Origin of the sequence: Paenibacillus sp. SAFN-117, from assembly GCF_051966115.1 — a bacterium.
Lineage (GTDB): Bacteria > Bacillota > Bacilli > Paenibacillales > NBRC-103111 > Paenibacillus_L > Paenibacillus_L residui.
Window position 1 is genome coordinate 23,090 of record NZ_JBQCLK010000039.1, and the last position, 20,528, is coordinate 43,617.

The window sequence follows — 20,528 nt, forward strand, 5'->3', positions numbered from 1 at the left end:
TTCACCCCCCTATGGCCCGCAGCCCTTCATGGCCTGCCGGATCGTATTTCCCTATTCTGCGCCAGGCTCTTTCGGAGAAGCGGAGGGGATATCGCCAGCCCTTCCGCCCATAATCATAGACGGCCAGATCGCGAACCTTCACCTCCCCTTCGACGAATTCAAATTCACCTATCCTGACAATTTTTCGCTTACCGTCCACCATCGCCATCTCAATGCCAATTTGAGTAACATAGTTTGTGATCCTTTTGGCCAGGCGCAGCGGGTCCATTCCCCGGGAATCCAGCATACACATGTCGGTAATCGCCTCCGGCACATCCTCCAGTTCATTAACGTGCACGGAAGTCATACTTCCCTGGTGCCCCCTCGTACACGCCCGAACGTATATATTGGCGTCCTCATCCCGGATTTCGGCATGTATAATTCTCTGGGGCGATTGGCGGAGCGCCAGCTTGAAGGCTTGCTGTCCGTTATGCTTACGGTCATCCTCATCGATTTCGTATTCCACAATGTTTTTGTTAGGGAAGTCGCGCTTCAGCATCAGCTCGTATCTGGATTCGATCGTAATGATTCTCTCATCCTCGGGCAGTTCCGCAATCAGGGCTTTCATCAAGTGAGTCTTACCGGAATTGGTCGGGCCGATAATGACAAGATTAAAATAAGAACGGATAACACACCGCAGCAATTCCATAATTTCCCCACTCATCGTCCCGTAACGGCCCTGACAAAGCTCCTCAAGCCGAAAGCGCTGAACGGTATAAAATCGGATCGTCAAAGTAGGAACCGATGTATAGCCAAACCCCGTCATCGTTACTCGCGAACCGTCCCTGAGCATCACTTCCGCCCATCTTTTGCGCGGATTTAATGAGTCATTATTAAATAACACCAGATTCTGCTGGATTCTCTCCAGTTCTTTAACAGAGTTCAACCGGTACGGCGACGGCCTCACCTTGCCGTTACGGATTTCAAAAATGTTCCTGCCCACGACCTGAATTTCCTCGAGCCCTTCCTTCTCCTTCAGGATAAGCTCCAGTTCCCCCAAGCCGATGACTTCGGCAAATATCGCCTCGGCTATTGTACTGTGCTTCCGGTTAGGAGGCGGCATGTCATGGATTCTTCGCTTGGCCAGCTGGTCCCGGATAATGGCGAAAATTTTCAAGCGGTCCTCCTCATAGCCCAAAACCGCACGATTGAGCATTTCACCATACTGCAGCTGTTCCTCTTCGGTTCTTCCCTTGGCCGCTACCAATTCGCTGCGGATTTCCTCCGTCCAGCGGTAGAACTCCTGAAGCTGCCTGTCCCCCCTCGCACCAAGCCCTTCATTGGAAGACGGGTGATCTTCCCGGAGCTTATTCGCATAGGCAAGGACGGAAAATTTCTTCTCCACAGCCATTCCTCCTTAAGAGATGGCCCGCGGAATCCAGCGGCCAAGCCAGCGCTTCTTGCGGGACAGATCCGTAGCTTCCATATTCCACTGCTCCAAAAATTTGCGGGGAATCCGCGCTATCGCTTGATAAAATGGATGATCGCCCGCCAGCAATTCCATCAGCTTGCCCTGATTCAATCTTTCAACCGTTTCTTCGCGCCTCGGCACCTGTGAGATAATCTCGAGGCCGGTTTCCCTCTGAATATCTTTCATTCGGATGCCGCCGGCTGCGGAGGCTTTCTCCACCTGATTGACTACCAGATGGAAGGTTTCCGGATGAAGTCCGAACATCGGTGCCATCGTCAGCATCCAGCGCTGCAAGTCCTCCTGAAAGTGAGTGAGATCCGGTGTGGTTACGATGATTCTTGCATCCGCTTCTAGCAATGCCACGACCGTTGCAGCGTTATCCCAATAAGCATTTACCTCAACAATGCACAGGTCGAATGCCGACCGGGCCGCAATCAACAGATGCTCGATATCTTCCGGCTGATAGAATTCCGCCTGCTCCCGCAAGGAGCTTCCGAAGAGCACCGACAGTCCCGGCACTCCGGGAGCCTGCACGCAGTGGCGGAGCAGCCTCTGGCGGGTCAGGCTCTGCGATTTCAGATCGGCCCGCAGATGATCCAGCGACGATGATACCTCATTCATTCCTATATAACGGTGCAGCTTGGAGCTCTTTAAATTCAGGCATAGGTAGCCCACCGACAAATGTGCGCATCGCGCGGCGCAGACAGCAGAACCATAAGAAAGAAGGGTGGTTCCGATGTTCGGCGTCGTTCCCAAATAAACTATCAATTTATTATCTCCGGAAGCCGTTCCCGTTCGGACGGAATGGGCTTGACTTGCGCAGATTTCCGGTTCCTTGTCTACCGTCATATGGGTATCCATTTTTCTGTTATCCTCCTTCTGTCTCACGCCCGGCTTCAGGCCGGCCTCCTTATCGTTCTTCAATGTCCGACATATTACTGAAAGCGATAACCAGCTTTCCGTCTTGATTACGGCAAGCGTCATCCATTCTCAGCCACTGCTCCTCGGTCAAATTCAAATTGATCTGTTCGATGTTGCCGTTGGCCTCGCGACGCGAAGCGTACATCTTCTCCTCATCGCCATTCAGCTTCGATAGGAAATGGGTATTGTTCGGATCATCGACCTCTATGTTGGCCGCCGACTTGACGGAAGCAACTACAATCTCCTCCTCAAACATGATGCGTGGGCCAGCTTTGCCGGACAGATAAATCCGTACCCGGTCCCCGGCACGAATCCCGTTGGAGATCGACAATATGTATTCCTTAGGCACCTGGAAAGTGTACTGGCCTTCTCTTGGAAGCAGCTGAAACCGATCGAGCTTCCAATGAAGGATCGGTTCGTTCGTTCCCAGAGGTACGACCGCCTCCCTGCCTATCACCTCTTCCGCCCTGGACGCCATCTGTTCGTCATAAGAACCGATGAATATGGGCTTCATCTCGATCATATCGGACGTTATCAATGTTCCTGCCTTAATGAAGCTCTTGGGAACGACAACGTTTGTCGTCTGCTGCAGCTCCACCTGACGAACCTGAAGCAAGTAAACACCATAAACCAGCAGACAGGACAATATCCCTGCAACCAGGCTAATGAGCAAATTCCGCCTTCTGCTCAATCCATCCATCACCTCCTTCGCAGATGGGCGCCCCGCTTCGCCGAAAGACAACTGTCTAGCAACCAACGCGGAACAATAAAACAAAAAAACGCAAACTCGCGGATCTTATCCGTAAGCTTGCGTTCTTCGCAAAGTCATATATTCATTTGTAACATAATATACCAGAGCCTATTGGAATTTTCAACCGATTGTTGACATATTTTTTCTTTATTTTACAAAAATCAACCCTGCTTCTCCAATAGATCGGCTGCTCCCAACCCTCTGAAAATATATTCGGTCGTATCTCTGACCAGTTCCTCGAAGCTTGGCGGACCTTCCTGGAGAAGCGGAGAAAAATAGTCTATTTGCTTGTGAAGCAGAAGCACCCCCAGAGTGAACATAAAGGTTTGATCCAGCGAGCGAAAATGGAAGATTCCCTGCTCCCTCCCTTTTTCAAGGAGATCTCGGAATGCAGACCACAAAGGTAAAAAGTGCTTGCGAATCATATCTATTCTCGGAGAGGCCGTCAAAATTTCCTGCTGCAAAATCGTAATCAGATCGCGGTCGCTCATTCTAAAACGGATGATTTCCTGTATAAGCAATCGAAGGGCTTCCGCAGGAAGATCTTTGAAGGCTTCAATCTCAGCTATACGATGCTGCGGAAGAAATTCGTTGAACATGGCATTGAGCATATTTTCTTTTCCTCCGAAGTGATAGGAAACCAACGCAACGTTAGCGCCCGCCTCATCGCATATTTGTCTTACACTCGTCCCGTCGTATCCTTGGCGGGCAAACAGCTTTTTGGCGGCCAGCAATATTCTTTGCTTAGCATCAGGCTCAGGAGTTGTCATTTGCTTCTCCTTTAACAGTTTTCTTCTATTATGAACTGTACCCGGGACTTGTTGCAAGAGGGTGCACAAGGCCCTCAGGCTAAACAACGGCTCGGCTTATGCCCGGAAGCTCCTCCTTCTCCCGGCGGATTGCGACAGACAACACTCCAACCGCTGCGCTTATAACCATAATAACGCACAGCATGCGAATGGCCGATCCGGTTCCTTCTCCTCCGAACAACAAATTCATAACTCCTTCTACGGCATAAGTGGCCGGAAGCAGTTGGCCTATGCCGCGATACGTATCGGACAATAGAACGGCAGGAACGAGCGCCCCCGATGTGACCAATTGAACGGACAGGCCTATAATATTGAACAGCATGCCGCCCATACCAAAAAGCAAAACAAAAGCCATTGTAAACAAGATAAATGTGAACAGGAAGAGAGACTGGAAGGCCCAGACGGTCCAGAAGCTGCTGTTAAAGGTCTCTCCCAACAGCATCACCATGGAGGTGCCCACAAGAGATACCGTAAGAGCCGTACAAATACTGATTAGAAGCAGGGCGGAATACTTCGCCCACTTGCTAAATCCTGCCCCTAACGCCTGCATCGATTGAAACAAATTCATGGAAAACAGCATCGAACCGACGAAGGAGGCCAGCACCATCATTAACGGCACCATCGAATCGGACATCCTCTCAACCGGATGTAAGCTTTGGATTTCCTTGGCCACCCGCGCGCTCACCCCGGCACTGACCGCCTGTGCCTGCCCCTCCGGCATGCCGGCTTGAACGAGAACCGCTTCCACTCCCGCAGTAGTCACTTGCTGATTAATCGTTGAAGTTATTTCCGAGGCTATGTTCTGCATAATGCTTTTGACCATAGTGGGATTGGATTCGTTGATAATGAATTTAAGTGAAACAGGTTCTCCTCCGGGCAGTCTCAGCCGTTCATGGAAACCGGCCGGAATCGCGACCACCATCTGTGCTTCCCGCTCCTTCAGCATAGTTTCGGCATCCGTAGTTGTATCGGCAGCTTTGGTTTGGAAAGGCAGCGTCCGAACGAGAGTCTCGGCGAGGGCGGCGCCCGCCTCCTGATCTTCGTTAACGATGACAACGTTCAACTGATCGAAATGATCGTTCACTTCCCTGTATCCCGTCATCCATACGACACTGAAAACAAGCTGGAACAGGATCGCTACTGCAATGCCGGTGATCGATGTTTTCTGTTTCAGAAATGCTTTGATGATCTTATACATAATCCTTCACCTCTGACTTAATTAAATGTTTATTTAAAATAAATGTTTGTTTAAATATACTTATAAATAACATAATTTGTCAACCCCCAATCCCCTTAATTCAAAATGGAATAAAAAAGAGGATGTGACGAAAGCGGGTGGCTTCCGAAACATCCTCGTTGCTTGCAAATGGCGTCTTCCGACTTTTGTTGCCTCAATCCCTTACTGCACCATGAGGCTACAGGTAAGGGTTATTTTCTCTTTCATAGCCAATGGTCGTCTTCGGCCCGTGCCCCGGATAAACCTGAATCGAATCATCCAGTTCAAACAGCTTGCCGTGAATGGAATCCATCAAATCATTCCAATTGCCTCCCGGCAAATCCGTTCTTCCCACGGACAAACGGAATAGAACATCTCCGCCGAACAGATGGCTGCCCACGAGAAAACTTACGCTGCCCGGAGAATGCCCCGGAGTATGCAGCACCTGAAAGGTAGAGCCCAGAAGCTCCAGAGTCTGTCCTTCATCCAGCGCATATTCTGCCGGGTCGGTCTGAATCGGTCCGCCGATTTCCGGCCAGCGAGCCGAGCCGTTCTTGTTCGGATTGGTCAGCCAGTCCGCCTCCGCATCGTGCAAATAAACGGGACACTGCTTCAGCTTGCGGATTTCATCCACCCCGCCGATATGGTCGAAATGGGCATGAGTCAACAGGATGGCTTCCACTTCCAAATCACCCAGCTTGCGAATCAGCGCCTGGGGGTTCATCCCCGGATCGATTACGACCGCTTTGGTCCGTTCAGGATTGGTCAGCAGATAGGCATTCGTCTGCAACGGTCCCAGCGTTACCACTTCTATGTTCATCCAGTCTCGCTCCTGTTCTAGTTCTTGCTGCAGAATAATTCCTTTATTTCTCCTCTTCAAAATGACGCAAGCAGCTCGCGCAGTTCCTTCACAATGACGTCATGATAACCGGTTCCTTCCCCGTACTGCTTAAGCATTTCCTGCCGGGCTACCTGGATTTTGTCATTGTAATCCGGGGCTTCGCGGTCCGGGTTGTTTTGCTTAAATTCAATCATAATCGCCTGCACGTGTTTAGGACGCGGTCCCCATTGTCCGAGCACATTCCCGCTGCCATCCGCAAAGATAACGATCGGCACTGCACGGCCGCCCATCGTCAGAAATTCATCCATCGTATCCAAATGCTGTTCCATTATGAGTACATCCACAGGAACACCGCTGTTCTCCAAAGCCCGGAATACGACTGGAATGTTGCGAACAACATCGCCGCACCAATCGGCCATAAGGATCAGACAGCGAAGGTCACGGTCGCGAAGCGATTCGAAAAACTTCCGGTCGTCCTCGCTCTTCCAGCTAAATTGGTTGTACCACTCCATAAATTTGTCCTTGTTTTTCTCCATGCCGTCCATAAACTGCTGAGGTGTAATCCCCTTGCCGATTTTAGCTGCAACACTTTTAGCCATATGCCTACCCCTCCACTTGAATAGTTTACCTGTTGTACCCATTGTATCAGAATGTACAGCAGGGTGCATAGACCGAGGGCACGGCTTCCGGAAGTCTGCCCCTTTTAACCTGTATTCCTTCTGCTCCCGGCTTCCATTAGACTCGCTATCTCCTTTACTTCAGCCACGGATAGCAGCTTTTTTGGTTTATAGCTTTGAATAAATTCCGTCAGCTGATCCGCTCTTACGGCGGTAAAAGCAGGCATTCTCCCCTCTAAACGGCAATCCGGATGAACGAAGCACAACAGGCCGACAACATCGGCTTCCAACCGTTTAGAGCGAAGCTTCTGCTTCACCACATATTCGTTGCGGTACAGAAGACCTGTGGCATCCTCATAGCCTTTCTCCTCCCCACGCTGGATTCCCTCGGTCGTGAGCCGGATTATCCCCGCGGAACCTTCTGTCCGGATATGAAATACTCCGTTCGGCCCGATGGCCAAATGCTCGATCACCTGCGAACTGCCACCGGCTGTCACCCGTTGGGAATGTAACACGATATAGCTGCTGCCGAGCTCTAGAAGTCGTTTCTCGTTCTTGTCCATTTCCTGCTCTCCGGACACGGATGTTTCTGCCGTATTCCCTTGTTCATTAACGGAGAGCTGCTTCCTCCTACGGACTATTTTAATGACAATATAAAGCAGTGTCAGAGCGACGGACACCCAGATGAACGGTTGTACGTAGGGGCCGGCAATATCGCCGATTTGCTCGAAGCTCTTGCCCAATTGCCCCAGCTTGAACCCAAGAAAAACGAAGAGAATGCTCCAAGGAATAACCGCCATTGCAGTATAAAGCGTAAAACGGCCTAACGGCATCTTCGCCATGCCCGCCGGAATAGAAATCGCATGCCGTACTACCGGAATGAAGCGGGCTGTAAAGATAACTCCGGTTCCGTAGCGGTTAAACCAGGCCTCGGCCATATCTATATGTTTGTCATGAATTAGCAAATACTTGCCGTATTTCTCCAGAAAAGGCCTGCCGCCGTACCGCCCGATCCAATATACAAAAATCTGGGCGATGGTTCCCCCGATCGTGCCGAAAATGACGGCTTCCGTAAAGCTAACGTTCCCCCGATATACGAGCAGACCACCATAAGCCAACACAATCTCGCTTGGGATAACCTCGATCATCAGCCCGAGCATAATCCCCCAATAGCCCATAGAAGTCATTATTTTTAACAGCTCATTAATCAATTCAGTCATGGTCATCCCACTTTCCCGCTGAGATTTGTTTATCGCTTGAAGTGTTGTCCACTTTTATTGTATACATACTTTTCTATTCAACGAAAAAGAACGAAACGGCCGCTGCATCCTCAAAATCACGCAGAAAAATCCCCGTCAAAAGCGAATGAATAGTGTTACGGAGAAGAAGTGCATCGGAAAATATTTCGACTCCAACAGCAAAAAGCCCCCTCGTCCTTTAAACAAGGGGGCTGCATTAGTCTCTTCGAATATACTTATTTGACACCTGCCGGTTCGGGAGAAGTCAACGTATCATAAAATTCCACAAAGCAGTCTTTCCGTTCGCTGTCTCGAAGGGCCATGGCTACTCGAGGATGCTCATTGAGCGTCCCGGAAATCATGTACGGAATGATGTATCCCCATTCCCATTTCTGTCTCATGGCAAGCATATGTTTTTCAATAATATCCAAAACCGGGCGCAAACGATAGTTCGGGTTCTTCAAATGGCTTACCAACAGCTCGGTAGGGCAATTTCCTGCCGCTCTGCCCATGCCGTATACGGAGGAATCGAGATAGACCACTCCTTTATTTTTGGCTGCCAGTGTATTCGAGAAAGCAAGCTGCATGTTGTTGTGCGTATGGACGCCTAGCTGCTTGCCGGGAAGCATCTGCCCGAATTTATCGGCGAGATGCTCTATATCCTTGTAATCCATACTTCCGTACGAGTCTACAATATACACGATATCTACCGGGCTCTGTGCAATTTCCGCAAAGGCTTCAACCAAATCATGCTCGAGCACATGGGACAAAGCCATAATATTCAAGCTGGTTTCGTAGCCTTTCTCATGGAATTGGCGCACCAGTTCCAGAGCTTTATCTACATCCTTGATATAGCAAGCCACCCGGATTAGATCGAGCATACTTTGTTCACGCGGTAAAATGTCATTCTCGTCCACACGTCCGATATCGACCAGAGCGGACAGCTTTGTGCGTTTCTTCTCAGGAATGACTTCTTTCAGAAAGTTTTCATCCAGAAAACGCCAAGGTCCGGAGTCCGCCCCTTTAAGCAGCTTGGGCGAGTTTTTATAGCCGATCTCCATATATTCAACCCCGGCTTCATTAAGCCCATTATATAAATCGCGGACAAACTCCACGCTGAAATCCCAATTATTGACCAGACCGCCATCCCGAATAGTACAATCCAAAATTTTGCATTGATCTCTCATTTCTGTTCCATCCCCCATTATCGCTATTCTCTATAACCAGGAAGCGGTTAGACTACCCGCAACCCGACCCTCCGTGAACAATTCTTCCTCGAAACTTCTCGATACAGAAGATATCTAGCCATTGCTTAAATGATTCAACATAACTTAAGATGATTCAACTTTGCTTAGATGCCATAACCGTTGCCTCGATATTCAGTTATTGCTTCTCCACTTTCAAGCTTTTTGGCTTTTATGCTTTTATCCGTTAAAAATAGATGAATCTGTTATAACATGACGATGATTGTTTTGTCAACGGAAATTGCACGATCGATTATGAATAAACGTGGTTACATACCCTTTTGCTTATAACCTGTTTGAATTGCATATTGTGTATTGACCTCTCCTCTTGCTGTTTAAATACTATCTCGCATTGGTCGTGAATTTGATATAAATTCCCTTTCTACGGGCTTTTGACTATTATCCCATTGGCTCAGAATAACTAGAGGACGTGTACAAAAATACAATCTGTAAGCTGTATAGCCCCACTTGAAAGCAAACGCAGGGACATTCGAAATAATCGATACCAATTATCCCTTTTTCAAACATAGTGAAAAAAGTGCTGCACCATACGACATAACGAAAAACAGCACACTATATGCCATGTAACCACAAAACTTGCATACATGTGTACCATAGAAAGCAGCGAAACTAACAATGATGTTCCAGTAGAGATAACGAAGTCTCCCGCTCCGAACATGCACATAAAGAAGCCAGCCCATTATGCTCGCAATGAATAACAAAGTAATATACGTCATCATAATAGATAGAGTAATTGCCTACTATGTTCCAAAAGAAATAACGAGGTCTCCATCCTGGACCATGCGGCATACCGAACTGCACATCATGCTCGCAAGTACGTGCACCAAAATAGATAGAGTAATTGCCTATGTTTCGCAAGAATGACGAGGTCTCCCATCCTGGACCATGCGGCATACCGAACCAGATTATATCACGCTCGCAATCCCCTTCTCCCTTTTCAATTCTCATGGCCGAGATAAGCTCATTTCCATCGATAGCCTTATACAAGCACGGGCGAGATGTTCAAAAATAGGTACGTTCTGCAATTGTAAATTCAGACGAAAACAGAATTCATCCAGGTAATGCTGTAAATACTTCGGTCCGATCCCGTTAAATACTCGATTGGTCCACGCTCTCGCTTTGCGCAAATAATTCCGCAGGGAAGGAACGCGTTGATAATGGTAGCGCCTCGTCTCGATATCCACATCGAGCGCATCCGGGCTGACATGCTCCTTGATGAAGTGCTCGCCCGCAGACCGATAGATTCTGCCGTCCTCCATATCTTCCGGACGAACGGTTTTGATTTTGACCTGCTGAGGTACAGCTCCTTTGTCCAAGGAAGCAACGACGAATACAGGCCTCTGTTCGGGATAGAGCCCTAAGACCGACGCAGCACTGCGGAAAGGGCGATGAAAAGCTGTGCCTCCCTTCACCACACCGGTAAGCGGCTGCTTATGATCTGCTTGAGACAAAGCTTGGCGAATCTTGTGAAGGATCGCCCAGGCGGTTTTATAAGTGACCTGCAGGAACGAACTGAGCTGAACGGCATTCGTGCCTTGCTCGGTATTGGCAACGAGATGAAAAGCGAGAAACCATTTGCACAGTGAAGTCCGGCTTCCTTCCATCACTGTACCAGCGATCAGGGAAGTCTGGTGTCGGCAGCTTCGGCACTCATAGAGCGGCAGCCGGCGGGAACGGATGACATACGCCTGCCTATGCCCACAACGAGGACAAGAAAAGCCATCCGGCCATTTCGCTTGATAGATGAATTGTACACAATCCTCCTGGGTTTTAAAGCGATTCCGAAAAGCTTTTTCCTCTTGCCGGAAAGCACCTTCGTCCCATTTGGAGTACCGATCCATAGACAGATTTAACAAAACATCTTGAATAATCTTCGAATCTACACTTCGACCCGCGTTCGCTTCTGGCTTTCGGTCCGAATCAGAACGGCAATCTTTATCCGCGTTTCGAGGCAAAAATGCCCCCAAGCCAAAACTCTTGTCCGACTCTTCATCCCGCTTCGAACCGAAACTTCCAGTCCATTTTCGATATAAACTCGAATGAAAGCCACTACGCCGCTCTAACTCAATAACCTCCGAAGCAAAAGAGGACATAATAATCACCCCAAAACGAACATTTGTTTGTATTTATTATACCGAATATATGTTCCCTTTTCAATGATTTTTTAAATGAAAAGCGATGTTTAAATCGAAGTAGAATGCACTTTTATAAAGAGTTTTATGGCAAAAACTCAAACCAATCAGTCATTGAATTTTGATCAGAAGTTTCTATGTTTTTAAAGAGTCAAAGAGACGAGTGGGATACGTCTGAGCGAATGGGATAATAGTCAGAGGGACTGGAGAGGAGGTTATGAGGGCCATTCGAGAAACTGAGTAAACGGGATAGCAGCCAAAAGGGCTAGCGAAAGAAGATAATGACAGCCAAACGGAAACTGAGTGAATGGGATAACAGTCAAAAGGTATGAGAGAGAGGGAGAATTGACATGGTTAGGCGGGGAGTAAACGGGATAACCAATCAAAGGTGTGAGGAAGAAATACTAATGCGGTTCAATAGGAACTGAGCAAATGGGATAGAATGCAAAAAAGACCGAGAAAGAGATTAGAAGGGATTGGCATGTCCGGGGCGACTCTCGCATATCTATTAAACAAAATCTATTAAAGGATGTGGCCCCCGTGTTTAAAGCATTTGTTCTAAGCAAACAGAAAATTGTCATCGTAACGGCATTTCTGGCTTGTGCTGCTGTAGCCGGACTGATTTACAATTACAGCAGGTCCTCGCAAGCCGCAGTGTCCGGCAGCTCCGAACCAGTACGGACCATCCATATGGTTACCGGTGAATTCAAGTCAACTACCGAGGACGGTAAGGAAATAGAAGCTTACCTCTGGCACCCGGGAACCGTCTATATTAATAAAGGAGAAACGGTCAACCTGAGTCTCTATGGTGTTAATGGAGCCAGCCATCCGTTCATGATTGAAGGAACAAATATCAAGGGCGAAGTGCAAAAGGGCAAGGAGACGATCGTTCCCTTCAAGGCGGACAAAGAAGGCACTTATCGTCTTATTTGCCTGACTCATCCCGACAGTTCTCAGCACGGGCCTATGATTGCATACCTCGTCGTCGATTAATGCTTTCTGCGGAAAAGATTAAAGTCCGCTATAGCCTTTCTTTACAAAGACTAAAGTTCCGCTGCAGCCTTTCCTGCACAATTATTATAGTTCCACTGCAGCATTTCCTGCATAAAGACTAAGGTTCCGCTGTAGCCTCCTCCACTGTAAATGCATATTCTGCATGTATAAGTGTTGAGAAAGGCAGGTAGCCCGGCCGATGAAAGAGAATAAAGAACCACATGCAAGATCACTGCCGACGGCCAGAACGATCCGCAGAACTTGCAACCGGGAATTATATCGGACCATCAAAAAACTGAAAGTCTGGATCCCTCCCGAGCAAGTTGCCCAAGCTGAAAAAATCTATTACAGCAAGGTCATTTCCAATTTGCTCTGGATCCATGAGAATGGCAGCAAAAGAAAAGTATTGGCCGACTGGTGGGAAGAACATGTCTGTCCGGAAATCGCATCTCTGTGGAAGGTGGAACCGGCAGCTCTATCCAAAGCCTTTCGCGAATCCTTCGGAGGATAAAGAATGGTCAGGCCGTCCAAGCTCCGATTGCATGGTAAAAGCCCTTCAACCCATAAAGGTGGAAGGGCTTTTGCCAATCAGGAGCAGCTTAAATGGTCTGATCTGTCAGAATGAGCGGGCCGTCTTTCGTAATGGCGATGGTGTGTTCATACTGTGCGGACAAGCTTCCATCGACTGTTCTTGCGGTCCAGCCATCCTCCTCAATTCTCGCGGCATAGCTGCCGATATTCAGCATCGGTTCGATCGTGAAGACCATGCCTTCTTTCAAACGGGGGCCTTTGCCAGCCGGCCCGTAATGCGGGACCTGCAGGTCTTCATGCATAGTCCGGCCGATGCCATGGCCGATAAATTGGCGCACGACAGAATACCCTCGGGATTCCGCGAAAGTTTGAATGGCATTGGAAATATCGCCAATTCGATTGCCTATAACCGCTTTTTCGATCCCGATATATAGCGATTCCTTCGTCGTATCCAGCAGTGCCTTGGCCTCCTCGCTCACCTGTCCGACCGGGTAGGACCAGGCAGAGTCGGCCATCCAGCCATCTACGCTGAATACCATATCGATGGTGACGATGTCTCCTTCCACTAAAGGCTCCTTCTTGGGAAAACCGTGGCAGATAACATCGTTTACTGAAGCGCATGTAGCATATGGATATCCGTGATACCCTTTTTGTTCGGGGATCGCCCCGTTCTCCTTCGTAAACTGCCTTACAAATTCTTCAATTTCCCATGTTGTCGTACCGGGACGAATCCGCTTGGCAATTTCACGATGACAGGCAGCCACCAATTCTCCTGCTTTTTTCATCTTGGAGATCTCTTCGGGTGTTTTCAATATTATCATGTAAGCTCCTCCAGACATGTAATCTATACAATGCCCGCTGCTGAAAAAACATGCGGCCAGGCATTGAAATCCATTGAGAACCTCTTCGTCACAAACCTATCTCGGTTACCATCGGGATAACGATTAACAGAATCCCGGACAGAACTAGTATAGATAAAGTTGCGGCATAAGGCAATTTGGCGGCCCGTTCGCTTTTGTACCAGCCGTTAAATTGAAGCACATTCCGATACAGAACAAAAACCAGCAGCAAATTGGCTATAGCGGCAACCCCCGCATAGGACGGACCATCCAGCCCGACCTGATTATATACCGTCAGTTCCACCATCCATAAAAGAGTGCCTCCCAGCACTAAAATCCCGAGAATCCTCGCTAGCTCAACAAGAAACAGCAGGGGTTTAAGCATCTCCAATCCCTCCCTTTATAAAGATCCTCCGCCAATATAGTCCTCCACCAGCCTTCCACTTCTTTATTCTTACCTATAAGACATGGAGGCCCTGGCGGCGAATTCGGCAATGGAAAGTGCGATACCGCAGGATTAAAAGGGTGTCCTGCGATCAGAAGATGAGTTTATTGCTTTCAAAGCATACTCCAGACTTTATTTTAACACAAGGTTACAATATTTGGAATTGCATGGCCCTCCGGGGCTGTCCCCTGTCTTGCCAATATCTCCGAAATTATGCCATAACAAAAGCACCCTACCCGAAACGGTCAGCACCTGCGTGAGTGCCACCCTATAGGGTAAAGTGCTTTATATCTTTACGGCCAGGGGGATCTTAGCGGAATCAGGCGGTCTCCGTTTCACTCGGTCTGAGTACCGCCGCGCCGAATCCAAGCAAAATGACGGCAAACAAACCCAGTATCCCCAAATGGAGAACGACTTGCGATAATCCGTCTCCCGCGGCCAGCCGGTTAATCGCTTCAATGGCCCATTTCTGCGGAACAATGTTCGCTGCTTTCTGCATGTATTCCGGCATAATGTCCACCGGCCAGTAGCACCCGCCAAGCATGCAGGTAGGGGTAACGATCAACGTTTGCACCGTAGCCACATTGTTACGGTTGCGAACCAGTCCGGCCACAGCCAAGGAAATGCCCAGTGCAGCCAACAAGAAACATTCCATCACCAGCCATTGCTGCAGGAGCGGCATGCCGAATGAAAACCGCAGAACATACCTGGCAAAAAGAAGGATCAACAATATCTGAACCGTTCCAAGAAATAGGCTGCCCAAGAAATTGCCGGCCATGATCTGGTAGGAACGGACGGGAGCTGCATACATTCTCTGCATCGTCCGATTTGTGCGGTCATCCAGAATTGTAGAGATCGAATTGTTCACCAGCATCATGACGAACATGATCAGCATTCCCATAGAAGTAGATATCGCCTCATTGACGGCCAGTCCGGAGTTTTCGACGACGGCCCTAACCTTATTCTTCTGCTGCTCGGACAGAACTTGCAGCAATGCGGCCTCCGCTTCTGCAGAATTAGGAATCTGTGACGAAAGCAACCGGTAAGTTCCCGTCATCCCCCTTATTTGTTCGTTCAGCTTTTGCTTCAGCACTATTCCGGACTCGGACACGCCTAGTTCAAACCACTCAACTCGCGGAGTCTCGCCGCTTGTCAGCTTGGAGGAATACCCTTCCGGGATGAACAGTCCCGCCACACTCTTCTTGTCAATGACTTGAAGTCGGAGAGCTTCCGTATCCTCTGCTTCGACAAAGCTGTAGCCGGTTGATGCCTGCAGCGCATTGATCAACCGTTCTCCGAGCGGCCCCTGATCCAGATTGGCATAGGCTACCTGGACTTGCTGCCCGCTGTTTCCCAACAGAACAACTACTAGCGACACAACCAATGCGGGCAGCGCCAGGAAAACAAGAAGGCTCTTTCCCTTGCCGATCGTACGCTTAACGATATTCGCCGCAATATACAAGCTATTCATAAGAACCCGCCTTCCGGTACGTGATTACTGAAGCCGCAAGTAGACCTGCACAGATGACCGCCAATACGGTCACATAGTAAGCAATGGCTGATGGACTTTCATTCAGCATGACGCGGAGGTAGCCCTGGAAAGCCCAATGACTGATCGTGAATTTGCCGAAAATATCCGCCAAATCTCCTACCGCCACAAATCCGCCGCTCAAGAAGGTCATCACAACAATAATCAGATTGAACAAGGAATTAGTCTGCTTGGAATCTTTAGCCAGACTGGCGATGATCAGCGCCAGACACATCGAGGCTATAACCATCAGTATAGAAATAAGAATGACGATAACGGGACGGGAACCCCAGTTCACTCCGTAGAGCCACCAGGTGAGCACGATAATCAATACAGACTGTATGATAGCGACCAGACCATTAGCGGAAATTTTACCGAAGACAACCGCCCTTGTAGTGACAGGCATCGCAGACAGCCGCTGCAAAGTATGGTTCTCTCGTTCGCTTACGAGACTATTGGCCGCCCCCATCCCGGCAAAAAGCACGAACATAATCAGCATCGCGGCGGCATAATACTGCGAGGCCGTGTAGCCTGTCGAACCATCGGCCAAAGAATGAGCGGAGACATAATCCCCCTCGTCCGGCAGCATGACTGCAGCCGAGACGGCCTCGCCGCTGCCTATTCCGGTTACAAGCGATAACGCCTGCATCCGATTCGTTTCCTCCAGAAAGCCTTGCATCATCATCTGTGCGGTCAGACTCCTGGTGGAATTCTTGCCGGTCAGCATCCTCCATTCCGCCTCTTCCCCGGCCAATACCGATGAGCTGAAACCTGCCGGAATGATGACGGCCAGATCGGCCTCCCCCTCTTTCAGCATTGCCAGCGCTTCTTCCTCCGCTGCCGGGAATTCCGCCTTTAACCGATCGCGAATCCCCTCTGAGGCCAGGAATTGCTCCAGTCCCTGCTGCAGAGCCCCCTGATCCTGACTGACAACGGCCACCTTCACTTCCTCTAGCGGCTGATCCGTATTCATGAAAGAAGACAACGCCGAGCCCAATATGAAAATCAGCAGCAGTGGCAGCAGCAGCTGCAGAAGATAAGTAGATTTATTCCTTAATATCCGCACCAGTTCGTACCTGGCCGTTACTAATAATTGCATCGCCATCCCCTCCGGTTTTCATTCAAAATTAGTCTCTCAGCTTCCGGCCGGTGAGCAGCAGGAACAACGATTCCAGGTCGGGCTCAATCCGGTTAAGCGATTGAATCTTGACCTGATGCTTGGACAAAACAAATATTAGATCCCGCAGGCACGTTTGCGTGGATTTGGAGTACACTTCCAACAAAGTTTCGTCCCGGACGATTCTTTCGATCAAAGGATGACGTTCCAATTCCAGTAAGGCCTCGTCATTTACACAGTCCGTCTGAATGACGATCTTCTCTTCCTGAGCCGCCTGTTCGATCAGCTCACTTCTCGTTCCGCACGCAATAAGACGGCCATGATCCATTATGCCGACCCTAGTGCTGATAGCCTCCACTTCTTCCATATAGTGGCTTGTATAGATGATAGTGCTCCCCATCCGATTCAGCTCTCTGACCGACTCCAGAATATGGTTACGAGACTGGGGGTCAATTCCGACTGTCGGCTCATCCATGATGATAAGCTTCGGACGGTGCATAATGGCACAGGCGATATTGAGACGGCGTTTCATTCCCCCGGAGAAGGTGATCGGCTTATCGTTCTCTTTGTCAGTCAAGCCGACGAATGCAATCGCCTCCTCCACCCTTTGCTTCAATTCCCTGCCCCTTAAGCCGTACAGCTTGGCGAAGAAGGTTACATTTTCTCTGGCGGTCAAGGTTTCGTATATGGCCAGCTCCTGAGGGACCAGTCCGAGCCTACCTTTCACCTTGAAAGGGTCTTTAGCGACGGATATTCCATCAACGATCATCTCGCCGTGATCGATTCGACCAAGACCGCAAAGCATCTTGATGGTAGTGCTTTTACCGGCTCCGTTCGGTCCAAGGAGACCGAAGACTTCCCCTTCCTCGATGTTCAAATTCAGATGGTCCACTGAGAGCTTGCCGCCGTAGCGTTTGACCACATTTTTGATCTGGATAAAACTCATCCTCGACTCCCCCTTGCCTGATCTCGCAATTTTTCTGATCTGTCACCATTGTAACGCGGACTCTAATGGAGGAAAGGTCAAAGAAGTCACCACTTTAAGGTGACTTAAGTCATTTTGTTCGGCATCAAGGCAAAAAAAACTTCGGCTTCCGCCGACCTGTGCTATAATTTGGCGTATAAATTCTGACTGGTAGGAGTGGCGGAATTGACCTATTCGTTAGCCTGGCTGCGATATATACTCCTTGTGTCGGCCGCACTCGGCACGCTATTCATCGGCGACCTCCGGCCAAGCAGCTATCCCCTGTTTACGATAACAGCCTTGCTGTTAATAGGGGTTGCCCAGCTTGCCGACAAACGGGAACGCTTAATGCAGCTGCTGATTGTCGTTGAATTGACTTTGGCGGTTTGGTTAAACGTGACATTCGGAGGTCTATACTTCATATCTTTCTTTAGCACGCTTATTCTGCTTTTTAGGCCGCCCCTCGGCTTCCACTGGCCGCGCCTGACCTTATTCGGATTGTGCTGGGCGGGACTGGCCTTCTCGATAGCGGAACAATCCCTTATTTTCATTACGGGGATTCATTTCCTGTTCGCAGCCTTCTCGGTGCTAATGTACAAGTGGGCAACCGCCTCGGGTCGCAGCCGGGAAGTGGAACAATTATATGACGAGCTTCGCCGCAAGCATTATGAGTTGGAGGAAGCCCGTTCCCGCCTGGTCGACTATGCCCGTAAAGTCCAATTAATTTCCCAGATGGAGGAAAGAAACCGGATTGCCCACGATCTGCATGACGACCTGGGTCATTCCATCACCCGATTAAAGATGATGATGGAAGCGGCAATCCGCCTTGCGGATTCGCAGCCGGAGAAAACCTATGAGCTCATGAATCAGGTCAGAGATCAACTGGGTTCCAGCATGGAATCGCTGCGCCGGACCGTCCGCAGGCTGCAGCCGGATGAACAGCTTCGCGGCCAATATTCCCTTCATAAATTGATCGAGGAAGCATCGGGGCAGTTTGGCATACCGGTAAGCCTCCAGACCTCGGGCGTACCCTATCCGCTCTATCCGAGCATTGAATTCGCCTTATACCGCAACGTTCAGGAAGCGATCACGAATGCGATCCGGCACGGCGGAGCCCGGTCCATAGACATCCGAATGCGTTACGAACCGCAGCGGGTTGTGCTTAGCATAAGCAATGACGGAGACCCCCCGGAGGAAGATCCGTTGGCGCGTCCAGGGTTGGGAATAAACGGAATGCAGGAAAGGGTCAAGCTGCTGGGTGGCAGCTTGTCGGTAGAAACGGGGCCTCCCTTCACGGTGACCACCATTGTGCCTCATCCCGCAGGCAGCTCATACTTTTCGTAGGATACTAAAGGAGGATTGAAATGATTCGTGTATTGCTCGTCGATGACGATTCTTTTATTCGCGAAAGCTTAAAATATATTTTGGATATGGATGAAAAAATAAATGTGCTGCACACCTGTTCCGATGGCAAGCAGGCTTATGATTACGTTTGTTCGGTAGAGGGGCAAGTAGATGTCATACTAATGGATATTCGGATGCCGGAATGTGATGGAGTGGAAGGAACGAAGCTGATCAAGGAACGGTTTCCAAATATCCGCGTTCTTATTCTTACGACCTTCGACGATGATGATTACATTATCGAAGCCATTAAAAACGGCGCCAACGGCTATATGCTCAAGAACGTATCCCCGGATCGCATTCTCGAAGGGATTCAATCCGTATCCCAAGGCAATATGCTCATCCATCCCGAGATTGCCAATAAACTAAGCAGCTTCTTGCGAGCATCGAACAGCCATCCCCGCATCCGTAAATCGGGTCCGGACAACTGGGGGTTAACGCCTGCCGAGCTGAAAATCGTCCAGGGCATTGCCGATGGCTTGTCGAACAAGGAAATAGCCAACACCCTGTTTCTGAGCGAGGGGACCGTCAAAAACTATGTAACCGAAATTTTGCATAAGCTGGAGCTGAGAGACCGAACTCAGATTGCCATCTTTTATTTAAAAAATTCAACTCCATCTGACGGAAATCATTGCTTTTAGGCTTCTCTTCAGAGGCGGTTTCCGGATGCTCCCTTATGGAAAAATACCTCCTAAAGTGGAACATTAGATGGGAGAAAGTTTACCGATGTCCACCTCTCTCCTCCGACTGTCGGATTAGTCTACGCGTACCTGCATTTATCCCTTTTGGAGAGGCTTTGGACTGTTATCCCCTTGTCTCAGAAAAAGGATCAATGACCGCGTTCCATCGTAAAGGCTTCGTCCATTTAGACCCCCATGCCGCTGACCGCGACACCATCAGATGATGAAAATGGATGGGTTTTCAAGGTAGAATAGAGTTGAATTGCTTCAATAGTGTGAAATTTGAAAACTAAATGGATTTCATACAGTTAGATTTCTATATTCGGAAGAAATATGGAAACTAACTGGAAAACCTACAGCTAGTTTGCGCCAAAACAGCCGTTTCGCCCAAAGTTGCCCATTTTAACTGTAGTTTATCCAGTTAGTTTGATCATTTTCGCCCATTCGCTTGAATCTACCTGTACAAAATACAGTTAGACGTGCCGCTCCGCTTGTAACGATGCCTGCAGACGGTAAATAGACGGATTTTCAAGGTAGTCAGTTTCAAATTTCTATAGGCCCGAATCTATTTCCCCTTCGGTGCTAACACGAATCGTCGCTTGCTTAGAGGGGAGAAAGCCAAGGACAGGGTAACCTGAGCGAATGAATCGTTCTTTGCTTGCAGGGCAGGAAGCTAAAGCAAAGGACAGGTAACCCTGAGCGAACGAATCGCCCTTTGCTTGCAGGGCAGGAAGCTAAAGCAAAGGACAGGTAACCCTGAGCGAACGAATCGCCCTTTGCTTGCAGGGCA

The 20,528-nt window shown here is 49.1% G+C and carries 19 protein-coding genes and 1 pseudogene; 4 read left to right on the plus strand and 16 right to left on the minus strand.

The features are described 5' to 3' along the window. Position 1 precedes the first annotated feature (1 nt). The 11 genes and pseudogenes from ACTHRH_RS21490 to ACTHRH_RS21540 all read right to left on the minus strand — a co-directional run bounded on the left by ACTHRH_RS21490 (position 2) and on the right by ACTHRH_RS21540 (position 11,063). The gene (locus ACTHRH_RS21490; RefSeq protein ID WP_397347676.1) at positions 2 to 1,384 is read right to left on the minus strand and encodes an ATPase, T2SS/T4P/T4SS family; all 1,383 of its coding nucleotides are present in this window, start codon (positions 1,382 to 1,384) and stop codon (positions 2 to 4) included. Between the two features lie 12 nt (positions 1,385 to 1,396). Continuing rightward, positions 1,397 to 2,311, minus strand: coding sequence for an AAA family ATPase (locus ACTHRH_RS21495; protein WP_144938919.1), 915 nt, complete (start codon positions 2,309 to 2,311; stop codon positions 1,397 to 1,399). 49 nt (positions 2,312 to 2,360) lie between these two features. Next, positions 2,361 to 3,062, minus strand: a complete 702-nt coding sequence (locus tag ACTHRH_RS21500) for an SAF domain-containing protein (protein WP_379289954.1) — start codon at positions 3,060 to 3,062, stop codon at positions 2,361 to 2,363. 221 nt (positions 3,063 to 3,283) lie between these two features. Further along, positions 3,284 to 3,892 (minus strand): TetR family transcriptional regulator, encoded by a 609-nt coding sequence (locus ACTHRH_RS21505; protein WP_144938915.1) that lies wholly within the window; start codon positions 3,890 to 3,892, stop codon positions 3,284 to 3,286. Positions 3,893 to 3,971: 79 nt separating this feature from the next. Then, positions 3,972 to 5,129: a YhgE/Pip domain-containing protein gene (locus ACTHRH_RS21510; protein WP_144938913.1), complete on the minus strand. Its 1,158-nt coding sequence runs from the start codon at positions 5,127 to 5,129 to the stop codon at positions 3,972 to 3,974. Between the two features lie 217 nt (positions 5,130 to 5,346). After that, complete coding sequence (locus ACTHRH_RS21515; protein WP_144938911.1) at positions 5,347 to 5,967, minus strand: MBL fold metallo-hydrolase; 621 nt, start codon at positions 5,965 to 5,967, stop codon at positions 5,347 to 5,349. 56 nt (positions 5,968 to 6,023) lie between these two features. After that, positions 6,024 to 6,587, minus strand: coding sequence for a thioredoxin family protein (locus ACTHRH_RS21520; RefSeq protein ID WP_440417602.1), 564 nt, complete (start codon positions 6,585 to 6,587; stop codon positions 6,024 to 6,026). A 104-nt stretch (positions 6,588 to 6,691) separates the two neighbouring features. Continuing rightward, entirely contained in the window at positions 6,692 to 7,168 is a 477-nt protein-coding gene (locus tag ACTHRH_RS21525) for a nuclease-related domain-containing protein (protein ID WP_440417623.1), read from the minus strand. A 51-nt stretch (positions 7,169 to 7,219) separates the two neighbouring features. Further along, positions 7,220 to 7,825, minus strand: a pseudogene (locus ACTHRH_RS21530) (DedA family protein); the annotation flags it as partial. A 254-nt stretch (positions 7,826 to 8,079) separates the two neighbouring features. After that, a complete protein-coding gene (locus ACTHRH_RS21535) occupies positions 8,080 to 9,030 on the minus strand; it encodes an aldolase catalytic domain-containing protein (RefSeq protein ID WP_144938902.1) in 951 nt (316 codons plus the stop codon). A gap of 1,022 nt (positions 9,031 to 10,052) precedes the next feature. Next, positions 10,053 to 11,063 carry an IS1595 family transposase gene (locus tag ACTHRH_RS21540; RefSeq protein WP_440417604.1) on the minus strand — a complete coding sequence of 337 codons (1,011 nt, stop codon included), beginning with the start codon at positions 11,061 to 11,063 and terminating at the stop codon, positions 10,053 to 10,055. Between the two features lie 717 nt (positions 11,064 to 11,780). Between ACTHRH_RS21540 and ACTHRH_RS21545 the strand changes: the two genes are divergently transcribed. Both ACTHRH_RS21545 and ACTHRH_RS21550 read left to right on the plus strand, forming a co-directional pair. Beyond that, entirely contained in the window at positions 11,781 to 12,233 is a 453-nt protein-coding gene (locus ACTHRH_RS21545; RefSeq protein ID WP_144938896.1) for a hypothetical protein, read from the plus strand. 199 nt (positions 12,234 to 12,432) lie between these two features. Beyond that, positions 12,433 to 12,744: a dehydrogenase gene (locus tag ACTHRH_RS21550; protein ID WP_144938894.1), complete on the plus strand. Its 312-nt coding sequence runs from the start codon at positions 12,433 to 12,435 to the stop codon at positions 12,742 to 12,744. An 88-nt stretch (positions 12,745 to 12,832) separates the two neighbouring features. Here the strand turns inward: ACTHRH_RS21550 and map are convergent, their stop codons facing one another. The 5 genes from map to ACTHRH_RS21575 all read right to left on the minus strand — a co-directional run bounded on the left by map (position 12,833) and on the right by ACTHRH_RS21575 (position 17,639). Further along, positions 12,833 to 13,585 (minus strand): type I methionyl aminopeptidase, encoded by a 753-nt coding sequence (gene map, locus ACTHRH_RS21555; RefSeq protein WP_144938891.1) that lies wholly within the window; start codon positions 13,583 to 13,585, stop codon positions 12,833 to 12,835. Positions 13,586 to 13,673: 88 nt separating this feature from the next. Further along, positions 13,674 to 13,988 carry a hypothetical protein gene (locus tag ACTHRH_RS21560; protein WP_144938888.1) on the minus strand — a complete coding sequence of 105 codons (315 nt, stop codon included), beginning with the start codon at positions 13,986 to 13,988 and terminating at the stop codon, positions 13,674 to 13,676. A gap of 379 nt (positions 13,989 to 14,367) precedes the next feature. After that, complete coding sequence (locus ACTHRH_RS21565; RefSeq protein ID WP_379285694.1) at positions 14,368 to 15,519, minus strand: ABC transporter permease; 1,152 nt, start codon at positions 15,517 to 15,519, stop codon at positions 14,368 to 14,370. After that, positions 15,512 to 16,675 carry an ABC transporter permease gene (locus tag ACTHRH_RS21570; protein ID WP_186328399.1) on the minus strand — a complete coding sequence of 388 codons (1,164 nt, stop codon included), beginning with the start codon at positions 16,673 to 16,675 and terminating at the stop codon, positions 15,512 to 15,514. Before ACTHRH_RS21570 ends, ACTHRH_RS21565 begins: the two co-directional genes overlap by 8 nt. A 28-nt stretch (positions 16,676 to 16,703) precedes the next feature. Continuing rightward, complete coding sequence (locus ACTHRH_RS21575; protein ID WP_144938879.1) at positions 16,704 to 17,639, minus strand: ABC transporter ATP-binding protein; 936 nt, start codon at positions 17,637 to 17,639, stop codon at positions 16,704 to 16,706. Positions 17,640 to 17,843: 204 nt separating this feature from the next. Between ACTHRH_RS21575 and ACTHRH_RS21580 the strand changes: the two genes are divergently transcribed. Next, positions 17,844 to 19,001: a sensor histidine kinase gene (locus ACTHRH_RS21580; RefSeq protein WP_144938876.1), complete on the plus strand. Its 1,158-nt coding sequence runs from the start codon at positions 17,844 to 17,846 to the stop codon at positions 18,999 to 19,001. A 20-nt stretch (positions 19,002 to 19,021) separates the two neighbouring features. Then, on the plus strand, positions 19,022 to 19,699 hold the full coding sequence (locus ACTHRH_RS21585) for a response regulator (RefSeq protein WP_440417608.1): 678 nt from the start codon (positions 19,022 to 19,024) through the stop codon (positions 19,697 to 19,699). Positions 19,700 to 20,528 lie beyond the last annotated feature (829 nt).

Coding starts and splice junctions, on each gene's coding strand:
- ACTHRH_RS21515 (WP_144938911.1), bottom strand. CDS start 5,967: ATGAACATAGAAGTGGTAACGCTGGGACCGTTGCAGACGAATGCCTAT.
- ACTHRH_RS21495 (WP_144938919.1), bottom strand. CDS start 2,311: ATGGATACCCATATGACGGTAGACAAGGAACCGGAAATCTGCGCAAGT.
- map (WP_144938891.1), bottom strand. CDS start 13,585: ATGATAATATTGAAAACACCCGAAGAGATCTCCAAGATGAAAAAAGCA.
- ACTHRH_RS21520 (WP_440417602.1), bottom strand. CDS start 6,587: ATGGCTAAAAGTGTTGCAGCTAAAATCGGCAAGGGGATTACACCTCAG.
- ACTHRH_RS21570 (WP_186328399.1), bottom strand. CDS start 16,675: ATGCAATTATTAGTAACGGCCAGGTACGAACTGGTGCGGATATTAAGG.
- ACTHRH_RS21505 (WP_144938915.1), bottom strand. CDS start 3,892: ATGACAACTCCTGAGCCTGATGCTAAGCAAAGAATATTGCTGGCCGCC.
- ACTHRH_RS21560 (WP_144938888.1), bottom strand. CDS start 13,988: ATGCTTAAACCCCTGCTGTTTCTTGTTGAGCTAGCGAGGATTCTCGGG.
- ACTHRH_RS21550 (WP_144938894.1), top strand. CDS start 12,433: ATGAAAGAGAATAAAGAACCACATGCAAGATCACTGCCGACGGCCAGA.
- ACTHRH_RS21575 (WP_144938879.1), bottom strand. CDS start 17,639: ATGAGTTTTATCCAGATCAAAAATGTGGTCAAACGCTACGGCGGCAAG.
- ACTHRH_RS21565 (WP_379285694.1), bottom strand. CDS start 15,519: ATGAATAGCTTGTATATTGCGGCGAATATCGTTAAGCGTACGATCGGC.
- ACTHRH_RS21525 (WP_440417623.1), bottom strand. CDS start 7,168: ATGGACAAGAACGAGAAACGACTTCTAGAGCTCGGCAGCAGCTATATC.
- ACTHRH_RS21510 (WP_144938913.1), bottom strand. CDS start 5,129: ATGTATAAGATCATCAAAGCATTTCTGAAACAGAAAACATCGATCACC.
- ACTHRH_RS21585 (WP_440417608.1), top strand. CDS start 19,022: ATGATTCGTGTATTGCTCGTCGATGACGATTCTTTTATTCGCGAAAGC.
- ACTHRH_RS21535 (WP_144938902.1), bottom strand. CDS start 9,030: ATGAGAGATCAATGCAAAATTTTGGATTGTACTATTCGGGATGGCGGT.